Source organism: Variovorax sp. 278MFTsu5.1 (assembly GCF_048305045.1).
GTDB classification, from domain to species: Bacteria; Pseudomonadota; Gammaproteobacteria; order Burkholderiales; family Burkholderiaceae_C; genus Variovorax; species Variovorax guangxiensis.
In genome coordinates this window covers 5,967,705-5,991,748 of sequence record NZ_CP157622.1, presented here as the reverse complement: position 1 = coordinate 5,991,748, position 24,044 = coordinate 5,967,705, and the positions used below count along the sequence as shown (strand labels likewise).

General features: G+C 69.0%; 23 protein-coding genes and 1 tRNA gene. 9 read left to right on the top strand and 15 right to left on the bottom strand.

The genetic code is table 11. The features are described 5' to 3' along the window. Positions 1-24: 24 nt before the first annotated feature. Together ABL844_RS27870 and ABL844_RS27865 are read left to right on the top strand one after the other, a co-directional pair. On the top strand, positions 25-1,584 hold the full coding sequence (locus ABL844_RS27870; RefSeq protein ID WP_418129687.1) for a long-chain-fatty-acid--CoA ligase: 1,560 nt from the start codon (positions 25-27) through the stop codon (positions 1,582-1,584). A 45-nt stretch (positions 1,585-1,629) separates the two neighbouring features. Beyond that, entirely contained in the window at positions 1,630-2,778 is a 1,149-nt protein-coding gene (locus ABL844_RS27865; protein WP_418129686.1) for an acyl-CoA dehydrogenase family protein, read from the top strand. 72 nt (positions 2,779-2,850) lie between these two features. Here the strand turns inward: ABL844_RS27865 and ABL844_RS27860 are convergent, their stop codons facing one another. The 4 genes from ABL844_RS27860 to ABL844_RS27845 form a co-directional block, all read right to left on the bottom strand. Next, positions 2,851-3,228, bottom strand: coding sequence for a hypothetical protein (locus ABL844_RS27860; protein WP_126023662.1), 378 nt, complete (start codon positions 3,226-3,228; stop codon positions 2,851-2,853). Positions 3,229-3,287: 59 nt separating this feature from the next. Then, entirely contained in the window at positions 3,288-4,091 is an 804-nt protein-coding gene (locus tag ABL844_RS27855; protein WP_311737042.1) for an AP2 domain-containing protein, read from the bottom strand. Positions 4,092-4,324: 233 nt separating this feature from the next. Next, complete coding sequence (locus ABL844_RS27850) at positions 4,325-5,176, bottom strand: AP2 domain-containing protein (RefSeq protein WP_418129685.1); 852 nt, start codon at positions 5,174-5,176, stop codon at positions 4,325-4,327. A gap of 221 nt (positions 5,177-5,397) precedes the next feature. Beyond that, complete coding sequence (locus ABL844_RS27845; RefSeq protein ID WP_418129684.1) at positions 5,398-8,073, bottom strand: LuxR C-terminal-related transcriptional regulator; 2,676 nt, start codon at positions 8,071-8,073, stop codon at positions 5,398-5,400. 102 nt (positions 8,074-8,175) lie between these two features. Here ABL844_RS27845 and ABL844_RS27840 point away from each other — a divergent pair, with 102 nt between their 5' ends. From ABL844_RS27840 to ABL844_RS27825, 4 genes are all read left to right on the top strand, one after another. Further along, positions 8,176-8,958 (top strand): SDR family NAD(P)-dependent oxidoreductase, encoded by a 783-nt coding sequence (locus ABL844_RS27840; protein WP_418129683.1) that lies wholly within the window; start codon positions 8,176-8,178, stop codon positions 8,956-8,958. Positions 8,959-9,000: 42 nt separating this feature from the next. Further along, positions 9,001-10,179, top strand: coding sequence for an acetyl-CoA C-acetyltransferase (locus ABL844_RS27835; protein ID WP_418129682.1), 1,179 nt, complete (start codon positions 9,001-9,003; stop codon positions 10,177-10,179). Between the two features lie 17 nt (positions 10,180-10,196). Then, positions 10,197-11,015: an enoyl-CoA hydratase-related protein gene (locus ABL844_RS27830; protein ID WP_418129681.1), complete on the top strand. Its 819-nt coding sequence runs from the start codon at positions 10,197-10,199 to the stop codon at positions 11,013-11,015. A gap of 74 nt (positions 11,016-11,089) precedes the next feature. After that, a complete protein-coding gene (locus ABL844_RS27825; protein ID WP_418129680.1) occupies positions 11,090-12,259 on the top strand; it encodes a GGDEF domain-containing protein in 1,170 nt (389 codons plus the stop codon). 44 nt (positions 12,260-12,303) lie between these two features. On the opposite strand, the gene ABL844_RS27820 is transcribed toward ABL844_RS27825, so the two are convergent. The 4 genes from ABL844_RS27820 to ABL844_RS27805 form a co-directional block, all read right to left on the bottom strand. After that, positions 12,304-12,669: a hypothetical protein gene (locus ABL844_RS27820; RefSeq protein WP_418129679.1), complete on the bottom strand. Its 366-nt coding sequence runs from the start codon at positions 12,667-12,669 to the stop codon at positions 12,304-12,306. A 168-nt stretch (positions 12,670-12,837) separates the two neighbouring features. Then, entirely contained in the window at positions 12,838-13,101 is a 264-nt protein-coding gene (locus ABL844_RS27815; RefSeq protein WP_184640841.1) for a hypothetical protein, read from the bottom strand. 127 nt (positions 13,102-13,228) lie between these two features. Next, positions 13,229-14,023, bottom strand: coding sequence for a phosphodiesterase (locus tag ABL844_RS27810; RefSeq protein ID WP_418122776.1), 795 nt, complete (start codon positions 14,021-14,023; stop codon positions 13,229-13,231). Between the two features lie 67 nt (positions 14,024-14,090). Beyond that, positions 14,091-14,762, bottom strand: a complete 672-nt coding sequence (locus tag ABL844_RS27805) for a nitroreductase (RefSeq protein WP_418117972.1) — start codon at positions 14,760-14,762, stop codon at positions 14,091-14,093. 122 nt (positions 14,763-14,884) lie between these two features. On the opposite strand from ABL844_RS27805, the gene ABL844_RS27800 reads away from it, so the two are divergent. Next, a complete protein-coding gene (locus tag ABL844_RS27800; RefSeq protein ID WP_418129678.1) occupies positions 14,885-16,525 on the top strand; it encodes a long-chain-fatty-acid--CoA ligase in 1,641 nt (546 codons plus the stop codon). Between the two features lie 231 nt (positions 16,526-16,756). Here the strand turns inward: ABL844_RS27800 and ABL844_RS27795 are convergent, their stop codons facing one another. The 6 genes from ABL844_RS27795 to ABL844_RS27770 form a co-directional block, all read right to left on the bottom strand. Then, positions 16,757-17,266, bottom strand: coding sequence for a hypothetical protein (locus ABL844_RS27795; protein WP_418129677.1), 510 nt, complete (start codon positions 17,264-17,266; stop codon positions 16,757-16,759). Between the two features lie 269 nt (positions 17,267-17,535). Further along, positions 17,536-18,015, bottom strand: a complete 480-nt coding sequence (locus ABL844_RS27790; RefSeq protein ID WP_418117969.1) for a copper chaperone PCu(A)C — start codon at positions 18,013-18,015, stop codon at positions 17,536-17,538. Between the two features lie 46 nt (positions 18,016-18,061). Further along, entirely contained in the window at positions 18,062-18,679 is a 618-nt protein-coding gene (locus tag ABL844_RS27785) for an SCO family protein (protein ID WP_184640836.1), read from the bottom strand. 131 nt (positions 18,680-18,810) lie between these two features. Further along, positions 18,811-19,212 carry a DUF2946 family protein gene (locus tag ABL844_RS27780; protein WP_260319380.1) on the bottom strand — a complete coding sequence of 134 codons (402 nt, stop codon included), beginning with the start codon at positions 19,210-19,212 and terminating at the stop codon, positions 18,811-18,813. Positions 19,213-19,293: 81 nt separating this feature from the next. Then, positions 19,294-19,370 (bottom strand) — tRNA-Met (locus ABL844_RS27775). Between the two features lie 54 nt (positions 19,371-19,424). Continuing rightward, positions 19,425-20,957: a VWA domain-containing protein gene (locus tag ABL844_RS27770; RefSeq protein ID WP_418129676.1), complete on the bottom strand. Its 1,533-nt coding sequence runs from the start codon at positions 20,955-20,957 to the stop codon at positions 19,425-19,427. Between the two features lie 135 nt (positions 20,958-21,092). On the opposite strand from ABL844_RS27770, the gene ABL844_RS27765 reads away from it, so the two are divergent. Further along, positions 21,093-21,761 (top strand): sigma-70 family RNA polymerase sigma factor, encoded by a 669-nt coding sequence (locus ABL844_RS27765; RefSeq protein ID WP_126023649.1) that lies wholly within the window; start codon positions 21,093-21,095, stop codon positions 21,759-21,761. Then, entirely contained in the window at positions 21,758-23,176 is a 1,419-nt protein-coding gene (locus tag ABL844_RS27760) for a hypothetical protein (protein WP_418129675.1), read from the top strand. Before ABL844_RS27765 ends, ABL844_RS27760 begins: the two co-directional genes overlap by 4 nt. A 16-nt stretch (positions 23,177-23,192) precedes the next feature. Here ABL844_RS27760 and ABL844_RS27755 read toward each other — a convergent pair whose 3' ends face one another. Further along, on the bottom strand, positions 23,193-23,972 hold the full coding sequence (locus tag ABL844_RS27755; RefSeq protein ID WP_369660771.1) for an enoyl-CoA hydratase: 780 nt from the start codon (positions 23,970-23,972) through the stop codon (positions 23,193-23,195). Positions 23,973-24,044: the final 72 nt, after the last annotated feature.

The window sequence follows — 24,044 nt, the reverse complement described above, 5'->3', positions numbered from 1 at the left end:
AAAAAGAGAACGGAGACAGCAACCATGTTCCTCACCCAACCCCTGCACAAGGGCCGGCGCGAGAAGCCGAAGGCCGCAGCCATCGTGTGCGGCGCCACGCGGCTGGACTTCGCCACGCTCGCCGATCGCGTCGCGCGCCTGGGCGCCGTGTTGAAACAGCTCGGCATGGGCAGCGGCGACCGCGTCGGCATGATGAGCCTCAACTCGCACCGCTTCGTCGAATACTTCTTCGGCACCTGGTGGGGCGGCGGCGTGATCAACCCGGTCAACATCCGCTGGAACCCGAAGGAGGTCGCCTACTCGCTGGACGACTGCGACACCCGCATCCTGCTGGTGGACGACCTGTTCGTGCAGATGGTGCCGGCACTGCGCCAGCTCTCGGCCTCGCTGCGCACCGTGGTCTACTGCGGCGACGGCGCGGTGCCCGAGGGCATGGTCGGCTACGAGGCGCTGCTGGCGCAGGCCGAGCCCGTCGAGGACGCACCGCACCACTCCGACGAGCTCGCCGCCATCATGTACACCGGCGGCACCACCGGGCAGCCCAAGGGCGTGATGCTCACCCACGGCAACCTCTGCATCAACGCGCTGAGCACGGTGGCGGCCCTGCCGCGCGATGCGCAGAACGCGGTAGCCCTCGTCGCCGCGCCCATGTTCCATGTGGCCGGCTGCGGCGCCACCATCCAGAACATGCTGCGGCTCACGCCCACGCACGTGCTGCCGATGTTCGACGAGCTGGCGGTGCTGCAGGCCGTGCAGTCCGCGCGCATCACCGAGATGTTCATGGTGCCGACGATGATCAAGCGCGTGGTCGAGCATCCGCGCTTCGCGGAGTTCGACCTGTCGAGCCTGCAGCTGCTGTTCTATGGTGCCGCGCCCATAGACGCCGCGCTGCTCGACCAGGCGATGCGCGCCATTCCCGGCGCCGCCTTCGCGCAGGTCTACGGCATGACGGAGCTGTCGCCCGTGGTCACGGCGCTCTCGCCGCACTGCCATCTGCCCGGTCCTGACCGGGATCGCCTGCTGCGTTCGGCGGGCACGCCGGTGCCCATCGCCGAGGTGCGCATCGTCGATGGCGAAGACAAGGAGCTGCCTCCCGGGCAGGTCGGCGAGATCGTCGCGCGCGGCCCGATGGTGATGAAGGGCTACTGGAACAAGCCGCAGCAGACCGAGGCCGCGCTGCGCGGCGGCTGGATGCACACCGGCGACGGCGGCTACATGGACGAGCAGGGCTTCGTCTACGTGGTCGACCGCATGAAGGACATGATCGTCAGCGGTGGCGAGAACGTCTATTCGGCCGAGGTCGAGAACGCCATCGCGCAGATGCCGCAGGTGCTGATGTCTGCGGTGATCGGCGTGCCCGACGACAAGTGGGGCGAGCGCGTGCACGCGGTGATCGTGCGGCGCGAGGGCATGGCGCTGGAGGCCGATGCCGTCATCGCCCACTGCCGCGAGCACATCGCGAACTACAAGTGCCCGCGCAGCGTGGAGTTCCGCGACGCGCTGCCGCTGTCGGCGGCCGGCAAGCTGCAGAAGTTCCAGCTGCGCGAACCCTTCTGGGCCGGCAGGGAACGCCGCGTCGGCTGAGCCTGCGGAACACGACAGAAACAAGGAAAAGCAAAGGAAGACAAGATGGCCATCGATTTCCGCCGCTCCTGGAGCGACGAAGACCTGGAGCTGTACCGTGACAACGTGGTGCGCTTCATCGAGACCGAAGTGCTCCCGCACGACGAGGAAGCCCGCAAGCGCGGCCATGTGGGCCACGAGGTGTGGCGCAAGGCCGGCGCGCTCGGCCTGCTGTGCGCCGACATTCCGGAGGAATACGGCGGCGCCGGCGGCGACTTCCGCCACGAGGCCGTGTTCTACGAGGAGATGTCGCGCCGCGCGCTCACCGGCATGGCGACCTCGGTGCACAGCATCGTGGCGCACTACTTCCTCAACCACGGCACCGAGGAGCAGAAGCGCCACTACCTGCCGCGCATGGCGCGCGGCGAGATGGTGGGCGCCATCGCCATGACCGAGCCCGGCGCGGGCTCCGACCTGCAGGGCGTGCGCACCCGCGCCGAGAAGAAGGACGGCGGCTATGTCGTCAACGGCTCCAAGACCTTCATCACCAACGGCTTCCTGGCCGGCGTGGTGCTGGTGGTGTGCAAGACCGACCCGACGCAGGGTGCGAAGGGCACCTCGATCCTCATCGTGGAGACCGAAGGCTGCGAGGGCTTCCGCGTGGGCCGCGTGCTCGACAAGATCGGCATGAAGGCGCAGGACACCTCCGAGCTCTTCTTCGACGACGTGCGCGTTGGCGCCGACGCGCTGCTCGGCGGCGTGGAGGGCCAGGGCTTCTTCCAGCTCATGAGCGACCTGCCTTACGAGCGCACCATCATCGGCCTGAGCGCGCTGGCCACCATGGAAGGCGCCTACCAGGCCACGCTCGACTACGTGCGCGACCGCAAGGCCTTCGGCAAGCCGGTGGCCGAGTTCCAGAACACGAAGTTCAAGCTCGCCGAGATCGCCACGCAGATCAAGGTAGGCCGCGCCTTCATCGACCGCTGCATCGAGGACCTCGTGGCCGGCAGGCTCGACACCGCCACCGCCTCCATGGCCAAGCTCTGGGGCTCGGAAGCACAGGGCCGCGTGGTCGACGAATGCCTGCAGCTCTTCGGCGGCTACGGCTTCATGAACGAATACATGGTGGCGCGCATGTACGCCGACGCGCGGGTGCAGCGCATCTACGGCGGCACCAACGAGATCATGAAGGAGGTGATCGCCAGGGCGCTCTGAGCCCTGGCTTTCCAAGTTGGGGCGCTCTGAGTCCCTGGCTTTCCAAGGCGGGGCGCTCTGAGCCCGGCCGGGTCACGACAGCCGCCTGATTTCCGCCCGCGCGATCTCGCGGTGGGGATACGAGGGCGACAGGCCGATGAACTGCGTGTACTTCTCGCGCGCCGCCTCGGGGTTGCCCGCGTCCTCCAGTTCCAGCGCCTCCATCGTGAACTGGGTGAAGAGCCGGTTGGCGTCGCTTTCGCGCGATGTGGCGGCCAGCGTCTTGGGCTGCAGTTCCGGCTGCGCGGCGTAGATCTGGCGCTGCACCTCGATCACCTCGATCAGGGCGCGGCCGATGCGCTGGATGTTCTCGTCCACCGGGCCGAGGTCGGTGGCGTGTACTTCGGCCGCGGCCTGGTCCATCAGGTGCGACGCCACGCGCAGCAGCTGGTGCAGTTGCTTGTGCCTCATCGGCGAGCCGCTCCCCGGCTTCGCAGTCTTCGCGAAGCCTTTTTCTTGCAATGACCTCATCAGTTGTTCCGCCGCGCGCCGGATGCCGCTCGGGCTCCCTGCTCGGCTTTTCCTCTCTGCCGTTCTTCTTGGTTGCCGGTCGCCCGCCGCTTGTCGGCGAGCTGGTTCGCACGTTCGGCGATGGCCATGTTCTTCGCCACCTCCGCGCCGTATGTCTTCACCGAGAAGGCCTTGCTCACGCTGCCCTTGCCCGCCGTGTAGGTGATGGCCAGCCAGTAGCCGGGGTGGCTGGGGTTCGGCGTCTTGAAATGCACGCCGCTCACGCCGCTGGTGTTGTTGCGCCGGGTGATCTCGGATTTGGAGCGCTTGGGTTCGCGCGGCCCGGCGGGGTGGGCCGACAGGCCCATGCGGATCGCTTCCTCCGCCGGGTGGATGTGCGCCAGTCCCGTCATGCGCTTGAGCTGCAGCGCGCGTTCCTGGATCGCCAGCGCCTGCGCGGCGTCGCCGAGCTCGGCGACGGAGAAATCGGTGCGCAGGATCTCGTCGGGCGCGATGTAGGTCTTGGCCATCCAGGCCCGCACGCGGCCGCCCGGCGCGAGATGGTGGAACACGCCGGTCACGCCGGTGCTGTTGTTGGCGCGGGGCTTCTCGGCGCGCGCGCTGCGCGGCTGTGGCGGCACGCTGCGCACGATGTGGTCGCGCCAGTCCTGCGCATGGAGCAGCGCCTGTTCCGCGCCGCCATAGCTGGCCTTGCCGAACAGCCTGTGATGGCGCACGCCGTTGCGGACGATGGAAACTTCGAAACCCCAGGACCTGGAGTAGATGCCATACATGGCTGCCGGGTTCGGGACACCTTTGGGCATTCTCGACGTGATGCTGCTACTTCCGTACTCAGCATCGCCGATGCTGATTCCGATGGGCTCCCCGGCTTGCGCGTCTCGCTTCGGCGCGCATTTTTCGCAGCTATTCTGGCCGAAGCGCCGCCACGAATTCGCTCGCGCGCAACAGATCGGAAAAATATCTTCGCGGGAGCGCGCCGGGCGCGCATATCCGCCGGCAGCCGCGCCAACGGAGCCGGTCCCGGAAGCGGGCGGGTTCACTGCGGCGGCCTTGTCCCGCCGGCAGCCATGCCGTGCTGCAGCGAGGATGCCTGCGAAGGCTGGTCGAGCAGGAAGGGAATGGAAAGCGGCGGCCTCCTGGCGGCGACGCTGCTGTCCTGCTGCAGGAACGCGAGCTTCTCCTCGAGCTGGCGCTGGCGCTCCTCGATGGCCAGCTGCTTCGCCTTCTCGGGCCCGTGCTCCTTGATGGAGAAGGCCTTGCTCACGCTGCCGCGGCCGGCCGTGTACGTGATGGCGAGCCAGTAGCCCGGATGGCCCGGGTTCGGCGCCTTGAAGTGCACGCCGCTCACACCGCTCGAATTGGTGCTGCGCCTGATCTCCGACTTCGAGCGCTTGGGGGCCAGCAGCCCGGCGGGAGCGGACGGCGGGCTCGTGCGGATGCTCTCCTCGGCCGGATGCAGCTTGGCGAGCCCGTCCATGCGCTCGAGCTGGCGCGCGCGCTCCTCGATGGCCAGCGCCTGCGCCGCCTCGCCCACCGTGTTCACGGGGAAGTCGGTGCGCAGGATCTCGTCCTGCCCGATGTAGGTCTTGGCGACCCAGGCCCGCACCCTGCCGCCGGGCGCGACCTGGCAGAACACGCCCGACACGCCCGTGGTGTTGTTGATGCGCAGCTTCTCGGCCCGCGTGCGCCGCGGCACCGGCGGCACGCTGCGTACCACGCCGTCGCGCCATTCCTGCGCCTGGCGCAGCGCCTGCGCGTCGCCGCCGTAGCTGGCGCGGCCGAACTGCTGGAAGTAGCGCTTTCCGTTTCGCACGATCGACACCTCGTAGCCCCAGCTGCGAGGGTAGATGCCGTACATGGCTGCGGGGTTGGGGATTCCTTTGGGCATGGTGCTTCGGCTTGAGTCCGCTCTCTGGTTCTTGCATGGCTTCCTGCCGGGCGCCTCGGGGTGCGGCGCCGGGCCGGTATTCCCATGCGCCGCGATGCGCCTTGCGCTATCGCGGCAGTTGGAACACAGAGGGAAATGCTAGGGACGCAGGCACCGGCGGGGTATCACCGGAATCCGTAGTTCAGGGGGGGCGCGGTGCCCGAAAAAGGCCGGATGTAAGGCTATCGGATGACACCGAGCCTGCGCGCGATCGCCACCGCCTGCGTCCGGCTCTTCGCGTCCAGCTTCATGTTGATGTTGCGCAGGTGCGTGCGCACGGTGCTGTCGGACACGAAGAGCTTCTCGGCCATTGCGCTGTTCGAGTAGCCCTCGGCCAGCAGCTGCAGCACGCGGATTTCCTTGCGCGTGAGCGGCTCCTCGATGGCGTCGCCGGCCGCCGCTTCCGACTCGGCCGGTGCCGCCATCGGCCCCACGGCCTGCAGCAGGCGCTGCAGGTGGTCGGCGAGGATCGGGTCGCCGCCGCCTTCCTGCATCGCGGCGGCGCAGCGGTGCACCAGCGTGCCGACGGCCGGGCCCTCGTCGAGGATCAGCCGCATGAAGCCTTCCTGGCTCGCGGCCTGCAGCACCTCTGCGAACTCCTCGGTGGCGGCGGCCGGGTCGCCGGCGCGTTGCAGGGCGAGGGCGCGCAGCACCCTGAGCTTGAGCGCGCGGCGGTTGCGGGCCACGGCGAGCGCGGCGTGCAGTTCGGCGTCGAGCACCGAGAGCGCCATGCGCGCGTCGCCGAAGGCGATCTCCCAGCGCGCCTTGGCGAGCGCCAGATAGTCGAGGTCGTGCGCGGGCAGGCGCTGGCGGCGCTCGCGTTCCCACAGGGTGGGGTCGTCGGCGCGCAGCAGCTCGTCGTGCGAGGCCGGGCCGTTGCCCTGCAGCAGCAGCATGCGCGAGCGCTCCAGCTTGGCGCCAGCCACCACGCGCGGCAGCTGGCGCGCGTGGCCCAGGTACTCGAGCTCGGTGAGCGCCTGGAAGGCCGCGTCGATGTCGCCCGCGTGGAAGGCCAGCCGCGAGCGCATCGCGTGGCTCAGGATCATGTGGTCGGGCAGGCCCACGTCGCGTGCCAGCGGCAGGTAGACGTTGAGCAGCCGCTCGGCCTGCACGAGCTGGTTGGTCTCGTAGACGGCGCCCGCATACAGCACGCCGGCCCACGCGTTGCCGTGGCTGTGGTTGTACGACACGGCATGCGTCGAATCGACCGCCATGCGCAGCCGCGCGGTGGCCTGCCGCAGCCGGCCTTCGTGCAGGTCGAACAGGCCCGCAAGCGACTCGGTGTACATGCGGTTGAAGGCGCTGTTGCCCTGCTCGCGCCGCGCGGCGTCGAGCAGCCGCCGCGCCTCGTGCTGGTCGCCGCGTACCGCGAGGATGTGGGCCATGGCGTTGAGCAGCACGCTGTCGGCGAAGGCCAGGCCGGTGGGCAGGCGCGCCAGGCTCAGGCGGCCGGCCTCGTAGGCCTCGTCGTGGCGGTCCTGCATGGCCAGCAGCAGCGGCACCAGCGTGTGGGCGCTCGCGCGCACCTCGGCGATGGGGCTGTCGAGGCAGCCCGATGCGTCGAGCTGCCGCATCGCGTCCCATGGGCCGTGGGTGAAGCAGGTGGCCCACAGCGAGATCGGCTGCAGGAAGGGGTGCTCGCGCAGCTGGTGCTCGGGAATGGCCGAGAACCAGCGCGCCAGCATGCGCATGCGGCCCTCTTCGAGGAACTGCGCGGCATGGTGGTCGAGCAGATTCAGCGCATGCGGATGGTCGCCGCCCTCGATGGCGTGGTCGATGGCGGGCACCGGGCGGCCGTGCGACTCGTACCAGCCAGAGGCCGCGAGATGCAGGCGCGCCGGCTCGCCGGGCATCTCGCGCGCGAGCTGCGCGCGAAGGAAGTCGGCGAAGAGGCTGTGATAGCGCCACGCGTCGCCGTCGCCGCTCATCACCGGCGTGAGGAAAAGGTTCGACGCGGCCAGCCGCTCGAGGATGGCCGCGCAGTCCACGCGCGGGCACAGCGCCTGGCACACCGATGCGTCGAGCTGCCGCAGGATGCTGGTGCGCAGCAGGAAGTCGCGGATCTCCTTCGGCTGGTGCGCGAGCACGTCCTCGGCCAGGTACTCGGCCACCGCGCGGTCGGAGCCCGAGAAGCGCTCGACAAAAGCAGTGGCGGTGGCGGTCTCGGTGCCGGTGCCGTGGCGCTCCAGCGCCATCGAAGCGAGCCAGATCGCCGCCACCCAGCCCTCGGTCTTGCGGTGCAGCAGCGAAAGCATTTCGGGCGGCAGCGCCTGGCGCGGGCCGAAGAAGGCGCCGGTCTCCTCCAGGCTGAAGCGCAGCCGGTCGGTGTCGATCTCGGTGAGCTGCCCGCGTGCGCGCAGCCGGCCCAGGCCCAGGTCGGGCAGGCTGCGCGAGCCGATCACGATCTGCCCCCTGCGCGGCAGGTGCTCGACGATCTCGCGCACCAGCCCCAGCACGGCCGGCTCCTGCACCCGCTCGAAGTCGTCGAAAAAGAGCGTGAAGGGCGACTCGTGCGCCGCCAGCGCGGCCACCGCGTCGAAGGGGTTGCTGTTGTTGCCGCGCGCCTCCTCCACGCCCAGGCGCTGCACGGCCTCGGCCAGGCAGTCGAGAAAGCGCGAGACGTCGTTGTCGGCCCGGTCCAGCGTGAGCCACGCGGTGGCGATGCTCCGCGCCTCCATGCGCTCGCGGATCTGCGCCATGGCGGTGGTCTTGCCGAAGCCGGCCGGCGCGCGCACGAGCACCAGCTTCACGGCCGCCGAGGCGACCTCTTCCCCGATCGCGGTGCGCGGCACCTGCGTGGCGACGAAGGCCGGGGGATTGAGCTTGGTTTCGAGGATGCGGGGTGTGGGCGGCTGCATGCGGCGCTGAAATCCCGTCGTTTCCGACGATGTGTGCGGCCGATTCTGCTTCCTAAACTGGATGTGGACAAACCATTCAAGACACCTCAAGGACACCAGCAGATGCAACTCGATTCCAGCATTGCGGCCGTCGTCACCGGCGGCGCCTCGGGCCTGGGCGCCGCCACCGCGCGCCGCCTCGCGGGCCACGGCGTGAAAGTCGCGCTCTTCGACCTCAACGCCGAGCAGGGCGAGGCGCTGGCGAAGGAACTCGGCGGCATTTTCTGCAAGGTCGACGTCACCTCCGAGGAGCAGGTGGACGCCGCCTTCGCCAGGGCGCGCGCGGCGCACGGCCAGGAGCGCGTGCTGGTCAATTGCGCCGGCATCGGCAACGCGGTGAAGACCGCGAGCCGCGACAAGGCCACCGGCGAGATCAAGCACTTTCCGCTCGCGAATTTCGACCGCATCATCCAGATCAACCTGGTCGGCACCTTCCGCTGCATCGCCAAGTCGGCCGCCGGCATGCTCACGCTCGGCATGCTGCAGGACGGCGAACGCGGCGCCATCGTCAACACCGCCTCGGTGGCGGCGCAGGACGGGCAGATGGGGCAGGCGGCCTACACCGCATCGAAGGCCGGCATCGTCGGCATGACGCTGCCCATCGCGCGCGACCTGATGAGCGAGAGCATCCGCGTCAACACCATCCTGCCGGGCATCTTCGACACGCCGCTGCTGCAGGGCGCGCCCGACAACGTGAAGGCGGCGCTGGCGGCGTCGGTGCCGTTTCCGAAGCGCCTGGGCAACCCGGCGGAATACGCGACGCTGGCGGAGCTGATGATCACCAACGGCTACTTCAACGGCGAGAGCGTGCGGCTCGACGGGGCCATCCGCATGGCGCCGCGCTGATCCGATCCCTACATCCACACAGATACAGACAGGAGAACTCGCATGCCCGAAGCCTTCATCGTCGCCGCCGCGCGCACCGCCGGCGGCCGCCGCAACGGCCGCCTCGCCGGCTGGCACCCGGCTGACCTCGCAGCGCAGGTGCTGAACGCGCTGGTGGAGCGCACCGGCGCCGACCCGGCGCTGGTCGAGGACGTCATCATGGGCTGCGTCGACCAGGCCGGCGAGCAGTCTTCCAACATCGCGCGCAACGCGGTGCTCGCTTCGAAGCTGCCCGAATCGGTGCCGGCCACCTCGGTCGACCGGCAGTGCGGCTCGTCGCAGCAGGCGCTGCACTTCGCGGCGCAGGCCGTGATGTCGGGCACCATGGACATCGTGATCGCCGCCGGCGTGGAAAGCATGACGCGCGTGCCCATGGGCATGCCCGTCACGCTGCCGCTGAAGAACGGGCTGGGCTTCTACGTGAGCCCGCTCATGGCAAAGCGCTATCCCGACGTGCAGTTCAGCCAGTTCACCGGCGCCGAGATGATCGCGAGGAACTACGGCATCGAGAAGGACGAGCTCGACCGCTATGCGCTGGAAAGCCACAGGCGCGCCATCGCCGCCACCAGGGCCGGCCATTTCGAGCAGGAGATCGTGCCCGTGGCGGTACGCATGGCCGACGGCGCCGAGCCCGGCGAGCAGCACGCCGTCGACGAGGGCATCCGCTTCGACGCCACGCTGGAGAGCATCGCCGCCGTGAAGCTCATCGCCGAGGGCGGGCGCTGCACCGCGGCCACCGCCAGCCAGATCTGCGACGGCGCCAGCGGCCTGATGGTGGTCAACGAGCGCGGCCTGAAGACGCTGGGCGTGGAGCCGCTCGCGCGCATCCACCACATGAGCGTGATGGGGCACGACCCGGTGATCATGCTGGAGGCACCGCTGCCCGCCACGCAGCGCGCGCTGAAGAAGGCGGGCATGAAGATCTCCGACATCGACCTGTACGAAGTCAACGAGGCCTTCGCGCCGGTGCCGCTGGCCTGGCTGCAGACGCTGGATGCCGACCCCGCGCGGCTGAACGTGAACGGCGGCGCGATCGCACTGGGACACCCGCTGGGCGCGTCGGGCACCAAGCTCATGACCACGCTCGTGCACGCGCTCGGCCAGCGTGGCAAGCGCTACGGCCTGCAGACCATGTGCGAGGGCGGCGGCATGGCCAACGTGACCATCGTCGAGCGGCTGTGACGGCCTTGGAGCAAGGCATGGGTCCCGTGGATGAAGACCCCATCCTGTGCGAGCGCGAAGGCGATGTGGAGATCGTCAGCTTCAACATCCCGAAGCGGCTCAATCCGCTGACGGCCGGGCTGCAGCAGGCGCTGCGCGGCAGGCTCGCGCAGTTGCGCAAGGAAGGCCAGGCGGGCACGGTGCGCGCGCTGGTGCTGACCGGCGCGGGCAAGTCCTTCTGCGTGGGCGCAGACCTGTCGAGCATGGGCCCCGGCGGCGGGGACGGCAGCATCGGCCAGCGCACGGCCGATGCGATGGAGGCGCTGTCGAACCGGCTCATCGAGGACCTGCGCGGCATGCCCTTTCCGGTGGTGAGCGCCATCAACGGTCCGGCGGCGGGCGCGGGTGTGGGCGTGGCGCTGGCGGCAGACGTGGTGATCGCGGCGCGCTCGTCCTACTTCTACCTGCCCTTCATGCCGAGACTGGGCATCGTGCCCGACCTGGGCACCACCTGGTTCCTCGAACGGCTGGTGGGCCGCGCGCGGGCCGTGGGCATGTCGCTGCTCGGCGAGCGGCTCTCGGGCGAGCAGGCCGCGCAATGGGGCCTGGTGTGGGCCTGCGTGGACGATGCCGAACTGCGCGCGCAGGCCGTGTCGGTGGCGCAGCGGCTCGCGCGGCTGCCCGCGCATGCGGCGCGCGAGATCCGCGCGGTGTACGAGTCTGCCGCCGGCCAGCCGCTGGTGGCGCAAATGCGCCACGAGGCGCAGCGCCAGCGCGAGCTGCTCGACCGGCCCGAGTTCGCCGAGGGCGTGAGAGCCTTCCTGGAGAAGCGCGAGCCGGTGTTCCGAAAGGCCTGAGCAGCGGCCCCGCCCGGGCCTGCGGAACCGGGCCGCGGGATAGGGGTTGGCCGATGCCAACATAATCGGGCTCCATGGGCGCATCGCCATCCATCCTCGATCCTCGCTCCGTCATCCTGCTGGCCGGCGTCATGGGCGTCGTGATGGCGCTCGTGGTCTTCTTCATGCAGCGCAGCTACCCGCGCAGCATCCAGGGGCTGGCCGAATGGGCGCGGGCGCCGCTGGTGGCGTTCGTGAGCACCATGCTGTTCGCGGCGCGCGGCTACTTCCCCGACTTCCTCACCATCGTCGTCGCCAACTTCGTCCTGTACCAGGCCTGCATCCTGTACTACGCGGGCAGCCAGAAGTTCCTGTTCGGCCGCAGCGACACCCGGGGCTGGACGGTGCTGAACTGCGTCCTGGCGGTGGCGCTTTTCTGGTTCGGCATCGTGAAGCCCGACTTCGAGATGCGGCTGCTGTTCGTCACCCTGGCGGTGTCGGCGCTGTTCTTCCGGCATGCGCTGCTGTACATGCGGCACACCGGCCGCGTGTTCGGCAAGCGGCTGATGACGGGGCTGCTGCTGGCGCAGGCGCTGGTGGCGGCCCTGCGCTTCGTGTCGGTGGTGGCGGGCATGGCGGGCAGCGGTCTCATGGAGGGCTCCTGGATCCAGTCGCTCTACATCAGCATGTACTCGTTCACCGTGCTGCTGCTGACAATCGCCGCCATCCTGATGGCCACCGACCGCGTGCACACCGAGTTCGAATACCTGGCCACGCGCGACCCGCTGACCGGCGCGCTCAACCGCCGCGCGGTGCTCGACGCCTGCAAGGGCGCCTTCACCTCGGGCGAGCGCCGCGGCGCGCTGCTGATGGTGGACCTGGACCACTTCAAGGACATCAACGACCGCTTCGGCCACCAGATGGGCGACGCCGTGCTGCGCGAGGCGGTGCACCGCATGCAGCGCGCCATCGGCGACAAGGGCGTGCTCGGCCGCTACGGCGGCGAGGAATTCGTCGTGCTGCTGCCAGAGTCCGGCAAGGCCGAGGCGATGGAAATTGCGGCGCGCCTCAGGCAGGCCGTGGGCGAGCCCTTCCCGGCGGATTCGTCCATGGCCGTCGTCGGCGCGATGGCGGTGAGCATCGGCGTGGCGGCCGGGGAGAGCAGTTCCGGCGGCACCGGCATCGACGACGTGCTGGCGCTGGCCGATGCGGCGCTGTATCGCGCGAAGGCGATGGGGCGGGATCGCGTCATCGCAGCGGCCTGATCCGCAACGACGGCCGGGAGCTTGTCAGCCGGCGCCCTCTCGGTTCATTCCGGCGTACTCGCGTCGAGCGTTGCTGCGTCGACGCGCGGGTCATTGCAGCTTGCGCAGTAGCGGGCTGCAGGTGTGCGAAGCGGTTTGCCGCACTCATGGCATGGCGGGCCATACAGGCTCAGGCGGTGATGCAGGATCGCATTCGGGTTGGTCTCCCTGTAGCCGGTGATGCGCTCGTAAGCCGCCACCGTCAGGTAGCCGAGCCCGCGCTCACGGGCTTCGGCAAGGCTGCAGCCGGTTTCTTCACGGTACTGCGTCATCTGCGCGATGTAGCCCATCGGATGGGCGACCTGCCACTCTTCCTCCGTGAGCATCGGCATGTCGGTCTGGCAGCGCCAGCAGTAGAGGGTTCGGGGCATGGGACGAATGTCGTGCGGGTTTCGGTCGCGATGATCCGCCGCATTCTGCCCGCGTCACCCGAGGCTGCCATGTCGAAGAGCGTGCCGCCTGCGTCGCTCCCCACCTCACCGCCCCGCTCGCCAGCACGATCCCCGGCAACATTCTGCGCGCCGAGGGGCACTGGCGGCTTATTTCCCGTTGTCTTCGTCGCCCCAGCGCCAGCGCGGCGGCTCGCCCTTGAGCCAGCAGACCGCGACGAGCGCGAGCGTCGGAATCGCGAGGCCGAGGAAGAAGCGCAGCGGCTCCTGTTCGGGATGAAGCGAATACACGGCCGTCAGCACCAGCGCGGCGTAGACGGCGACCACCACCCAGCCTTGCCAGCGATTGGGAAGCCCCCAGCCCCAGCCGTAGCGCTTGGCGGGAAACCAGTAGGGCTGTTGTTGTTTCTGCATCGAATCTCTCCTGGTCGATCGGGGCTGCCCCTGCGTTGTTTGGGTGGCTGCGTCGTTCCTTGCGGAACCCGGGCGGATTCTGTCCGCCTTGCCTGAAGAGATCCTGAGCGCGCGAACGCCGGCTCGCTCAGGCGAATGGAAATGGTCCTTCCATCGCACCGATGTGGCTGACATGGCTCACCATGCCGTGGTTGTCGCTCCACAGGTGCAGCATGCAGCCCGGCCGTCCCATGTACGAGGCCGGCGCCGCGCCTTCGGCCAGTTGCAGCGCGATCTCGGTCGTGCTGCTCGGGCAGGCGCACACGACGGTGCCCGCCCAGCGCCGCAGCATCGTGCGATGCACGTGGCCGCACAGCACCAGCTCGATGTTGGGGGCGCCGCGCACGATGGCTTCGAGCGGCGGCGTGTCCATGTAGCGGTACGTGTCCATGTAGGGGATGCCGCTGACGAAGGGCGGGTGGTGCAGCATCAGCAGCGTGGGTTTGGCGCGGTGGGCCTCCAGCGTGCGCTGAAGCCATGCGAGGCCCTGCGCGTCGACGCCGCCGTGGTGGTGGCCGGGAACGCACGAGTCCAGTGCCACGATGCGCACGGGGTGCTCGTCGATGCAGTAGTGCAGCGCGCCCTCGGCCGGCAGGTAGGAGTGGTCGGCGAAGGCGGTGCGGAAGTTCTCGCGGCGGTCGTGGTTGCCCGGGATCACGAGGTACGGGATCTCCAGCTTCGCGAGCAGGCGCCGCGCCTGCGCGTATTCCTCGGGTCGGCCCTCGTCGACGAGGTCGCCCGTCAGCAGCACGAGGTCGGGCCGGCGGTCCAGCGCGTGCAGGTGGTCGATGGCTTCCCCGAACATGCGGTTCGAGTCGGCCACGCCCTGGTAGAGCTGGCCTGCGGGGCGGATGTGCGGGTCGGAGATCTGTGCGATGAGCATGCGGCGTCTCGTGCTGTTCGTTGTGCCACGAGGGCTAGCACGATCCGTTCCGCTGCAAGCATCGCGTTCAGATGCCGACGAACTCCGCCACCTCCGACAGCGGTGCGCGCTCGGTGACCAGCGCATCGAGCGGCCGGCTGCGGTCCGCGTAACCGATGGCCATGCCGGTGAAGAGCATGCGCTCGGGCGGCAGGCCGATGAAGCTGCCGATGGTCTGCGGGTAGATCGCCCAGCATTCCTGCGGGCAGCTGTCCAGGCCTTCGGCGCGCAGAAGCAGCATCACGTTCTGCAGCAGCATGCCCAGGTCGGACCACTGCGGCGGGCCCATGCGGCGGTCGACGGTGCAGAAGAGCGCGAGCGGCGCGCCGAAGAACTGGTAGTTGCGAGCGAACCATTCGCGGCGCGCGGCCTTGTCCTCGCGCGGAATGCCCAGGCGCGCGTACATCGCCTCGCCCACTGCGAAGCGGCGGTCGCGGTAGGGCGCGACCAGCTCGCGCGGGTAGATGTCGTACTCGCTGCCTTCGCCGGCGGGCGCTTCCTTCACGCGCGTGCGCATGATGGCCTTGAGCTCTGCGAGTTTCTCGCCGCCCACCACGTGCAGGTGCCAGGGCTGCAGGTTGCCGCCCGAAGGCGCGCGCAGCGCCTGTTCGATCACGCGGCGGATGACTTCGCCGGGCACCGGCGTGTCGAGAAACTCGCGCACCGAGCGGCGGGTGGCGATGGCGTCCTGAACGTTCATTCCAAAGTCCTCTTGGGGGTCGATGCTAGGGGCAACCCTCGGATGGCCTCAATCGTCTCTTCCGACGATGCCGCACGGCATGGCCGCTGCCTAGCATCCGGCCAGCGTACAGGAGACAAGACATGTTCGGATTGATGCAAGACCGCCCGCTGCTGATCTCGTCGCTCATCGACTACGCGGCCACCTTTCATCCGCATGCGGAGATCGTGGGCCGCACCGTCGAGGGGCCGGTGCACCGCACCGACTACGCGCAGATTCAGCGCAGCGCCAAGCAGGTGGCCAATGCGCTGGAGACGCTGGGCATCGAGAGCGGCGACCGCGTGGGCACGCTCGCGTGGAACACCTGGCGGCATCTGGCGCTGTACTTCGGCGTGTCGGGTTCCGGCGCTGTGCTCCACACGGTGAACCCGCGGCTCTTTCCGGAGCAGATCGACTACATCGTCAATCACGCGGAAGACAAGGTGCTGTTCTTCGACACCACCTTCGCGCCGCTGGTGGAGAAGCTCGCGCCCGCGCTGAAGTCGGTGCGCGCCTTCATCGCGATGACCGACCGCGCGCACATGCCGGCCATCGACGTGCCCAACCTGCTGTGCTTCGACGAACTCGTCGGTTCGCAGAGCGAGCAGTACGAGTGGCCCGAGTTCGACGAGCGCACCGCATCGTCGCTTTGCTACACCTCGGGCACCACGGGCAATCCGAAGGGCGTGCTGTATTCGCATCGCTCCACCGTGCTGCACTCGCTGATGGAGTGCGCGCCCGACACGTTCGGCGTCAACTCGCAGATGACGCTGCTGCTCGCGGTGCCGATGTTCCACGCCAACGCATGGGGCATGCCGTATGCGGCGGCGATGACCGGCATGAAGCTGGTCATGCCCGGCCCGCACATGGACGGCCAGAGCCTGTATGAGCTCATGCGCGACGAGAAGGTCGGCTTCTCGCAGGCCGTACCCACCATCTGGCTGATGCTGTTCCAGTACTTCGATGCGCACCCCGAGATCGACACGCGCGCCATCGGCCTGAAGCGCATCGGCGTGGGCGGCGCCGCCACGCCGCGCAGCATGATCGAGCGCTTCGAGCGCGACTTCGGCGCCGACTTCGTGCAGGGCTGGGGCATGACCGAGACCAGCCCCATCGGCGTGATCGGCAACCTGCTGCCCAAGCACCTGTCGATGCCCAGGGAAGAACAGATGCGCGTGAAGATGCGCCAGGGCCGCGGCGTGTGGGGCGTGGAGCTGAAGATCGTGGGAGAGGACGGCCAGCGCCTGCCGCACGACGGCAAGGCCTTCGGCCATCTGCACGTGCGCGGTCCGTGGATCGCGAGCGGTTACTTCAAGGGCGAGGGAGGATCGGTGCTCGACGCCGAAGGATTCTTTCCGACGGGCGACGTGGCCAACATCGACGAGGATGGCTACGTGCAGCTCGTCGATCGCGCGAAGGACGTCATCAAGTCGGGCGGCGAATGGATCTCGTCCATCGATCTCGAGAACGCGGCGAGTTTGCACCCCGCGGTGGCCGAGGCGGCGGTGATCGGCATCGCGCATCCGAAGTGGCAGGAGCGTCCGCTGCTCATCGTGGTGAAGCGTGCGGGCATGGAAGCCACTCGCGAGGAACTGCTCACATTCCTCGCCGAGCGCGTCGTGAAATGGTGGCTACCGGAAGACGTGGTCTTCGTCGACAGCCTGCCGCATACGGCCACCGGCAAATTGCTGAAGACAAGGCTGCGCGAACAGTTCAAAGGTTACGTTGCGACGACATCCGTTTGACAGTTCAGTGACTTGTTAGATTTTTCTGTGGACAACTCTGTGAGTTGTGGGTGGAGGCTGGGAGGCGGAGCGAGAACTGGCGTGGCTTCCCACCACGTTGCCTCTTGAATAGGCACCCGGATCGGTGTGCTCGCCGCGTGTAGACCAAAGGCCCAGGGCACGCGCGAATGTATGCAAACCGGAGGGCTCGGCGCATGCCGGCCCGTTCGCGATCTTCCGGATGCCGCGAAACTACTTGGCGGCGCCACGCGCGAGTTGCGCCCGTCCGAACGGTGTGATGCGCCGGATCACGGCGAGCTCCTGCGGCGGTCCGCCAGCGTCCTTCCAGGCGAGCCCGGGGCTGATGGCCGCATCGACGAACCCGGCCTGCTTCAGTACGCCGACGCAGCTGATCTCCTGCGGGTCCTCCACCCGCAGGGGGAAGGCCGAACGTTCTATGGCGCGCAGGTAGTCCAGTGGCTCCAGGCGCGTCTTCGCCTTCTTTCTTCTCGATGCCGGGTCGGTGCCGCCGCGGTGGCCGCGCAGCTTTTCGATCTCGGCATGCCCTTCCTCCGTGATGCAGACCACCAGCGCCGCCTGCGCCAGCCTGTAGCTGCCGTGGTCGGTGTCGAAGGCCGGATCGATGGCGGCTTCGATGAGGCCGGTGGCCTTCAGGACGGACACGCGCCGCACGTCCTGCGCGTCGGTCACGTGCATCGGCAGGTTGGCATGCTCCAGATGGAGAAGGTATCTGAGCGGCACTGAAGGACCCCTGTGATCACCTCCCTCGGCCGTCGATGCCGCGCCGTGTCGGCCAGCCGGAGCCGGGACGGCGAGATCGCCTCCCGGCACCCTGGACAACTCATGCGCCCCGGGGAACCCCGGCCCACGAAGGAGCCGGCCGGCGACGGGATGGATTGTGAATATTTGTCAACAATTCTTCTGATCTCCGGGGGTGAGCGCCATCACCGAAAAAGGGTATTCCCTCTGGCCTGTCCAGGCGCAAGGGTGGCCGGCCGCGCGGGGCGGATTCAGTGCTTGTGCCCGCCATGCCCCGCCGGCTGCGCCGAGGCATTCAGCGCCCGCACCGGCGCCTTCACCTCCAGCGTTTCGCGCTTGCCGTCCTTGCCCTCGAAGGTGAGCGTGAGCGGTACGGTGTCGCCTTCCTTCACCTGCTGCTTGAGGTCGAGCAGCATCACGTGATAGCCGCCGGGCTTGAGCTCGACGGTCTTGCCGGCCGGCAGCTCGAGCTCGGGGATCTGGCGCATGCGCATCACGTTGTCCTGCATGGCCATCTCGTGCACTTCGACGACCGGCGTGACGGGCGAGCTGGCCGAGACCAGCTTCGTGTCTTTCGCGGCGCTGAGCTGCATGAACGCGCCGGTGGCCTTCTGCTGCGGCACGGTGGCGCGCACCCATGCGTCCTTGACGGTGACCTGCGCGTTCGCCGCATGCGCCGTGAGCAGCGCGGCGCTGGTGATGGCGAGGATGTGTGCGATACGGTTCTTCATGATCTTGATCTCCTTGGTTTGAATCTGTGTGCGATGGCGCAGGCCCTCAGGCGGACCGCAGGATCTTGCGCAGGTCTTCGGCGCACTCCTGCGCGCTCTGCTCGTGGCGCAGCACGATGCGGATCTTGCCCTTGGGGTCGAACACATAGCTGAAGGCCGAATGGTCCATGGTGTACGAGGAGCCGGTGGGCACCTTCCGGTAGAACACCTTGAAGTCCTTCGCGGTCTCGCTGGTTCGCTGCATGTCGCCGTACAGGCCGATGAAGCTCGGGTCGAAGGCCTGCGTGTAGGCCTTGAGCACGACGGGCGAGTCGCGCTCGGGATCGACGGTGACGAAGATCACCTGCAGGCGCTCGCCATCGCTGCCGAGCAGCTTCCTGATCTCGGCCGCGCGCACGAGGGCGGTGGGGCAGACGTCGGGGCATTGGGTGAAGCCGAAGAACATCATCACGGCCTTGCCCTTGAAGTCGGCCAGCGTGCGCTCGCGGCCGTCGGCGTCGGTCAGGCGGAAGTCTGTCGCGTAGCTGGCGCCGGTGATGTCGACGCCGTTGAAGCGGGTGGGCAGCACCTTGTCGCAGGCCGCGAGGGTCGTGAGCACGGCGAGGCTGCCGCCTGAGAGCAGCAGGCGGCGACGCGTCGGCTGGATGGATTCTTTTCTGGTCATTGAATGGACTCGCTCCGGCGCCTGTCGGGGCGCCGATGGATTCGTTGCACAAGCGCATGCGATGGATGAGCGACAGGCCTCGTATGGAGGCCCGCCGCGGCATCACGCGTGCGGGAACTGGGGAAGAAGCCTCAGAGGAGCGAGGGAGGCCCGCGTGCCGGCAGCGGCGCCGCGGTGGCTGCTGCGATGTGCGCGGACGGAGTCGGCCGTGGCACGCGGGCCGCTGGCGGGAGCACCGGCAGCTCGACGATGGGCGTGGTCGCCGGCGGGGCGCCGGTGAGCACGCACAGCGGGCAGTCCATGTGGCCCGCGCCCAGCTCCTGTGCGCCGTCGTCGGTGTGCACGATGGCCTTGAGCGATCCGGCGTTCGAGCAGACCAGTTCCACCGCCTGCGGATGCACGAGCGGGGAGGCTACGGCCGCGCCGAGCGACAGCGCGAACCACAGCAGCACCCACCGGATCAGCCCGGCGGCCGGGCGCCGCAATCCCCTGCCGAGGCGGTCAGGCGTGGGTCGAAGGGGTGGCGCAGGCATCCTCCGGATTATCGGCCAGCCTCGCGCGGCAAAGAAAAAAGCCTTGCAAGTCGTTGACCTGCAAGGCTTTTTCGGTTGTTTTGGTGGCTCTTCACGGACTCGAACCGCGGACCTGTGGATTATGATTCCATCGCTCTAACCGACTGAGCTAAAGAGCCGTTCGGTGTGTTGCTCACCGAGCCCGCGATTATAGCCCAGACTTTTGCGGCCGCTCAACCACCCGACGGCAACCTGCCCAATTCTTCGGAAACCAGCCGCACGATCAGCTTGTCCAGCGTCTGCACAGAATAGTTGCCGACGTCGTGCACGGTCTGCGTTCCCGGGCCGCTCGCCGGGTTGGCCGCGTCCTTGTAGGTGAGGAACACGAAGCGCTCGCCGGTGTACTGCGCAATCTGGCGCTGGATGTATTCGCCCTGCTTGTCCAGGCCCGATGCGCCCACGCTGAACACCTTGATGCCCTTGCCCAGCGCGGCGACCATGTCGTCGTCGTATTGCGGGCCGCCGTAGTCGAGGTGCGGCGGCGCGTCGGCCAGAAGCACCACGAGGCGCGTGGTGTCGTTGCCGCGCCAGCTCAGCTTGTGGACGGTTTCGTTGAGCGCCTCGTTCATCGCCTCGGGGTAGTCGCCGCCGCCCGCGGCGCGCAGCGCGTCGAGCACGCCTTGAAAGCCGTCGAGGTCGTTGGTGAAGTCGTGGCGGCGCACGAGGAACTCGTCGCCGCGGTCGCGATACGCCACGAGGCCGAAGCAGGTGTCGGGGCGGCTGGGCAGCCTGGCGACCTGGTCGGCGATGGTGCGCAGGGTGGCCTTGAGCTTGGCGATCTCGTCATCCATCGAGCCGGTGGCGTCGATCAGGAAGACCAGGTCGAGCCTCGCGCGCGCGGGCACGGCGCCCGGCTTGCCGCCCAGCACCACGTCGACCGCGTTTTTCTGGCCGCGCTGCAGAAAAACGGTGCTCTGGCGGCCGTTCTTGCGCACGGTGACTTCATAGACCGCGCTCTGCGCCTTGTCGAAGGCGTTCGGATGCAGCCACGCGCGCCCGCCCGCATCGGTGCGGGCCCACATGGCGGCGCCGTTGGCGGCTTGCACGGCCACTTCGGCATCGGGCACGACCGTGCCGCGCGCATCGCGCACCTGCAGCAGGTAGCGCGCGCTGATGTCGCGCTCGCGATGGGGGACCTGCGTGCGGCCGTGGAAGGCCAGGTATTCGCTGAAGTCGGCGTTGTCGTCGACCATGCCGGCGGTGACGGGTTCGTTGGCCGGGCGCTGGGCTTGCACAGGCGCTTGAAGCTCGCCGGCCGCGCGAGCCGCGGGGGCGGGCGCGACGGGTGCTACCGGGGCCGGCGGCGCCTCCGCGATGGCATCCGCGAGAGCTGCTCCAGCCGGTGCCGACTTGGCCGCTGGCGTCGCCGTCGGCTTTGGCGTCGTGGGTGAAGGCACGACCGCAGGGCTCGCCCTGTATTCCTTCGACAGCTCGGCGTACCTGCGCTCTTCCCGCGCGCCCGAGACGCGCGGCATGCCCGGCGTCTCGTAGGTCCGTACCGGCCGTGCGCAGTGCGTGGCGGAAGGGGCATCGAAGTTCGGCACCGTCTGCGTCGGCAGCGTGCGGCTGTCGGGCGCGGGTGTCGGCCAGCGCACGGAGCTTCCGATGGCGGGCATTTCGGTGGCGCCGCTGGCGCCCAGCAGCAGCTGGGCGCACAGCAGCACGACGAGCGGGCGGCTGAACCGGTAAACGAAAGGCTGGGTCATGGAAGCACTCCGGGTGGTTGGGTGCTGGCTGATACGGCCTGCTTGCGCCGTCGGGGTTAGCCGGCCGCGAATTTTTTGCCGCCTCGAACCCCGGTGTGCCTCTTCGCCCGTACAAGCTCGGGTGAAAATCCTCCGATGTCCGCGCTTCCCCGCGCCCCTTCAGCCAAGAACGCCCCCGAGCGCCAGGCCATGCCCGACGATCAGTTGATGCTGGCCTATGCGCAGGGCGACGCTGCCGCGTTCGACGTGCTCTACGCGCGCCACGAGGGCGGGCTGTTCCGCTTCGTCAAGCGTCTGCTGGGTGCGCGGCTCGCGGCGCAGGCCGACGAAGTGTTCCAGGACACCTGGGTGCGGATCATCTCGGCGCGCGAGAGCTTCTCGCCGCAGGGCGCGACATGGCGCACCTGGGCCTTCACCATCGCGCACAACCTGGCCATGGACCGCCTGCGCGTGAGCGGGCGCGAAGTGACGCTCCAAGCGCATGCGGACGATGACGACAGCCCCGTGCCCACGCTCGAACACGGCGTGCGCGGCGCGGCGGCCGATGCGGCGTCGCATCCCTCGGCGGAGGAGCTCGCGTTCTGGCGCGCCGCGGGCCGCCGCCTGCTCGCCTGCCTGGACGAACTCCCGGCCGAGCAGCGCGCCGCGTTCCTGTTGCATCACGAAGATGGCCTGACCGTCGAGGCGCTGGCCGCGAGCCTGGAGATCGGCTTCGAGACCGTACGCAGCAGGCTGCGCTACGGCCTGCAGAAATTGCGCGGCTGCATGGAACGCTACCTGTCGGTGCTGGAGAAGCGGGCATGAGCGGCGGCAACAACGACAACTCCGGGTTCGACGACCTGCGCGACCCGGCGTTGCGCCGCGCGCTCGACCATGCGCCAGACAGCGAGGCCACGCCCCATCCGCGCACGCGCGAGGCGATCCTGAAGATGGCGCACAACCTCGCCGCCGCGCCTGCGAACGCAGGCCCCGCGGCCAACAACGCGAGCGCAGCGCCCTGGTGGCGCCGTCTCTTCGGTGGCGGCGGGCCGCATGCGCGCATGCCGTGGAATGCCGCCTTCGCCACCGTGCTGGTTGCCGCCTTCGTGACGGTGCTCTGGCACAAGGAGCCCGTGCCGGATGCGCGGCTCGATGGCGAGGCGCGGGTGGGCGAAGCGACTGCGCCGGCGCCGGCACAAGCACCTGCAGCGCTGCCTGCACCAGCACCAACTGCCCCGGCCGCGCCTGCCGCACCGGCTGTACCGAAGCCAGCCGCGCCTCCAGCAGAGGCAGCCACTGCACAGGCGGAGACGCAGGCAGCGCCCGCAGCGGCGGCGCCTGCTCCCGCTCCCGCCAGAGCGCCCGCAGCACCTGCACCTGAATCGGAACAGCGCGCCAGGATCGCGCGCGAGTCGGCAGACTCTTCAGCCAAAAGGGCGCCCAAGGAGGCCGCCAACACGGCGAGCGTGGATGCCGCACGGAAAGCCGAGCCGGCGCCCCCGCTCCTGCAGGCGGCGCCTGCCGCACCTGTTGCTCCGGTTGCCCCGGCTGCTCCGGCTCCCGTCTCGCCGTCTGCATCGATCGCACCGGCTCCGCCGCCTCCGGTCGTCGCCGAGCAGGCTGCGCCGGCACCGCTTCCCGCTCCCATCGCCCGCGATGAGCGTCGTGAAGCGCAAACGGAGGGGGAACAGCGGCGCCGTGCCTACGCGGCGGGTGCGCCTGCGGCGGCCGCACCTGCTGTGCCGCCGCCGGCCGCGGTTCCTGCGCCCGCACCTGGCGCCGCGCCGGCGTATCGCGAACCGCTTCAGGATTCCGCGCCCGTGCTCGCGCAGCAGGACAACGCCCGCGCGGGTGCCTCCGGCGCGGTGCGTCCATCCGCGCCGGCTCCTTCGGCGGCGAAGGCCATTGCGCCGCGAGGCGCGGCGCCTTTCTCGGCGCTGGATCGTTGGACTTCCCTGGGCTTCACGCGCAACGGCGAGAGCGTGCGGCGCGAGCGCGGCGACATCGAAGGCTTGGCGGCGCTGGTGGGCACCGTGGCGCGATCGGCCACGGCGCCCGACGAGCCGCTGGCCGCGCCGGTCGAGGCGCGGCTCGAGCTCTATCGGGGCAAGTCGCTGGTCGCGGTGCTGGAGATCGCCGGCGACCAGGTGCGCTGGACGCCGCAGCCCGGCGGCGCGGCGCTGGTCGGCACGCCGCCGGCCCAGGCGCTCGACGCGCTGCGTTCGCTGCTGCAGCGCTGACTGAGCAATTCCGCCGTCAGGCGTTCTTGAAGTCGGGCTGGCGCTTGGTCAGGAAGGCGTCCATGCCTTCCTTCTGGTCCTGCGTGGCGAACAGCGCGTGGAACAGGCGGCGCTCGAACATCACGCCGTCGCTCAGGCCGCTCTCGAAGGCGCGGTTGACCGATTCCTTGGCCGCCATCACCGAGATCTGCGAGAAGCCGCAGATCACCAGCGCCGCGCCCAGTGCCTCGTCGGCGAGCTTCTCGTAAGGCACCACGCGGCTGACGAGGCCGGCGCGCTCGGCTTCGGCCGCGTCCATCATGCGGGCAGTGAGCACCATGTCCATGGCCTTGCTCTTGCCCACCGCGCGCGGCAGGCGCTGCGTGCCGCCGGCGCCGGGGATCACGCCGATCTTGATCTCGGGCTGGCCGAACCTGGCGTTGTCGGCCGCGATGATGAAGTCGCACATCATCGCCAGCTCGCAGCCGCCGCCGAGTGCGAAGCCGGCCACCGCGCCGATCACCGGCTTGCGGATGGAGCGGATGGTTTCCCAGTTGCGGGTGATGTAGTCGCCCTTGTAGGTGTCGATGAAGCTGTACTTGGCCATCGCCGCGATGTCGGCGCCGGCGGCGAAGGCGCGCTCGCTGCCCGTGAGGATGATGCAGCCGATGGCGTCGTCGGCATCGAAGGCCTTCAGGGCCTGGCCCAGCTCGGTCATGAGCGCGTCGTTCAGCGCGTTCAGGGCCTTGGGGCGGTTGAGGGTGATGATGCCGACCTTGCCTGCTTCGGTCCGCACTTCGATGTTTTCGTAGCTCATGGTGTCTCCGGGGGGAACGGGAAAGGGGAAGAAAAACGCGCTTCACTATACCCAGCATGGCCGGCGGGGTGA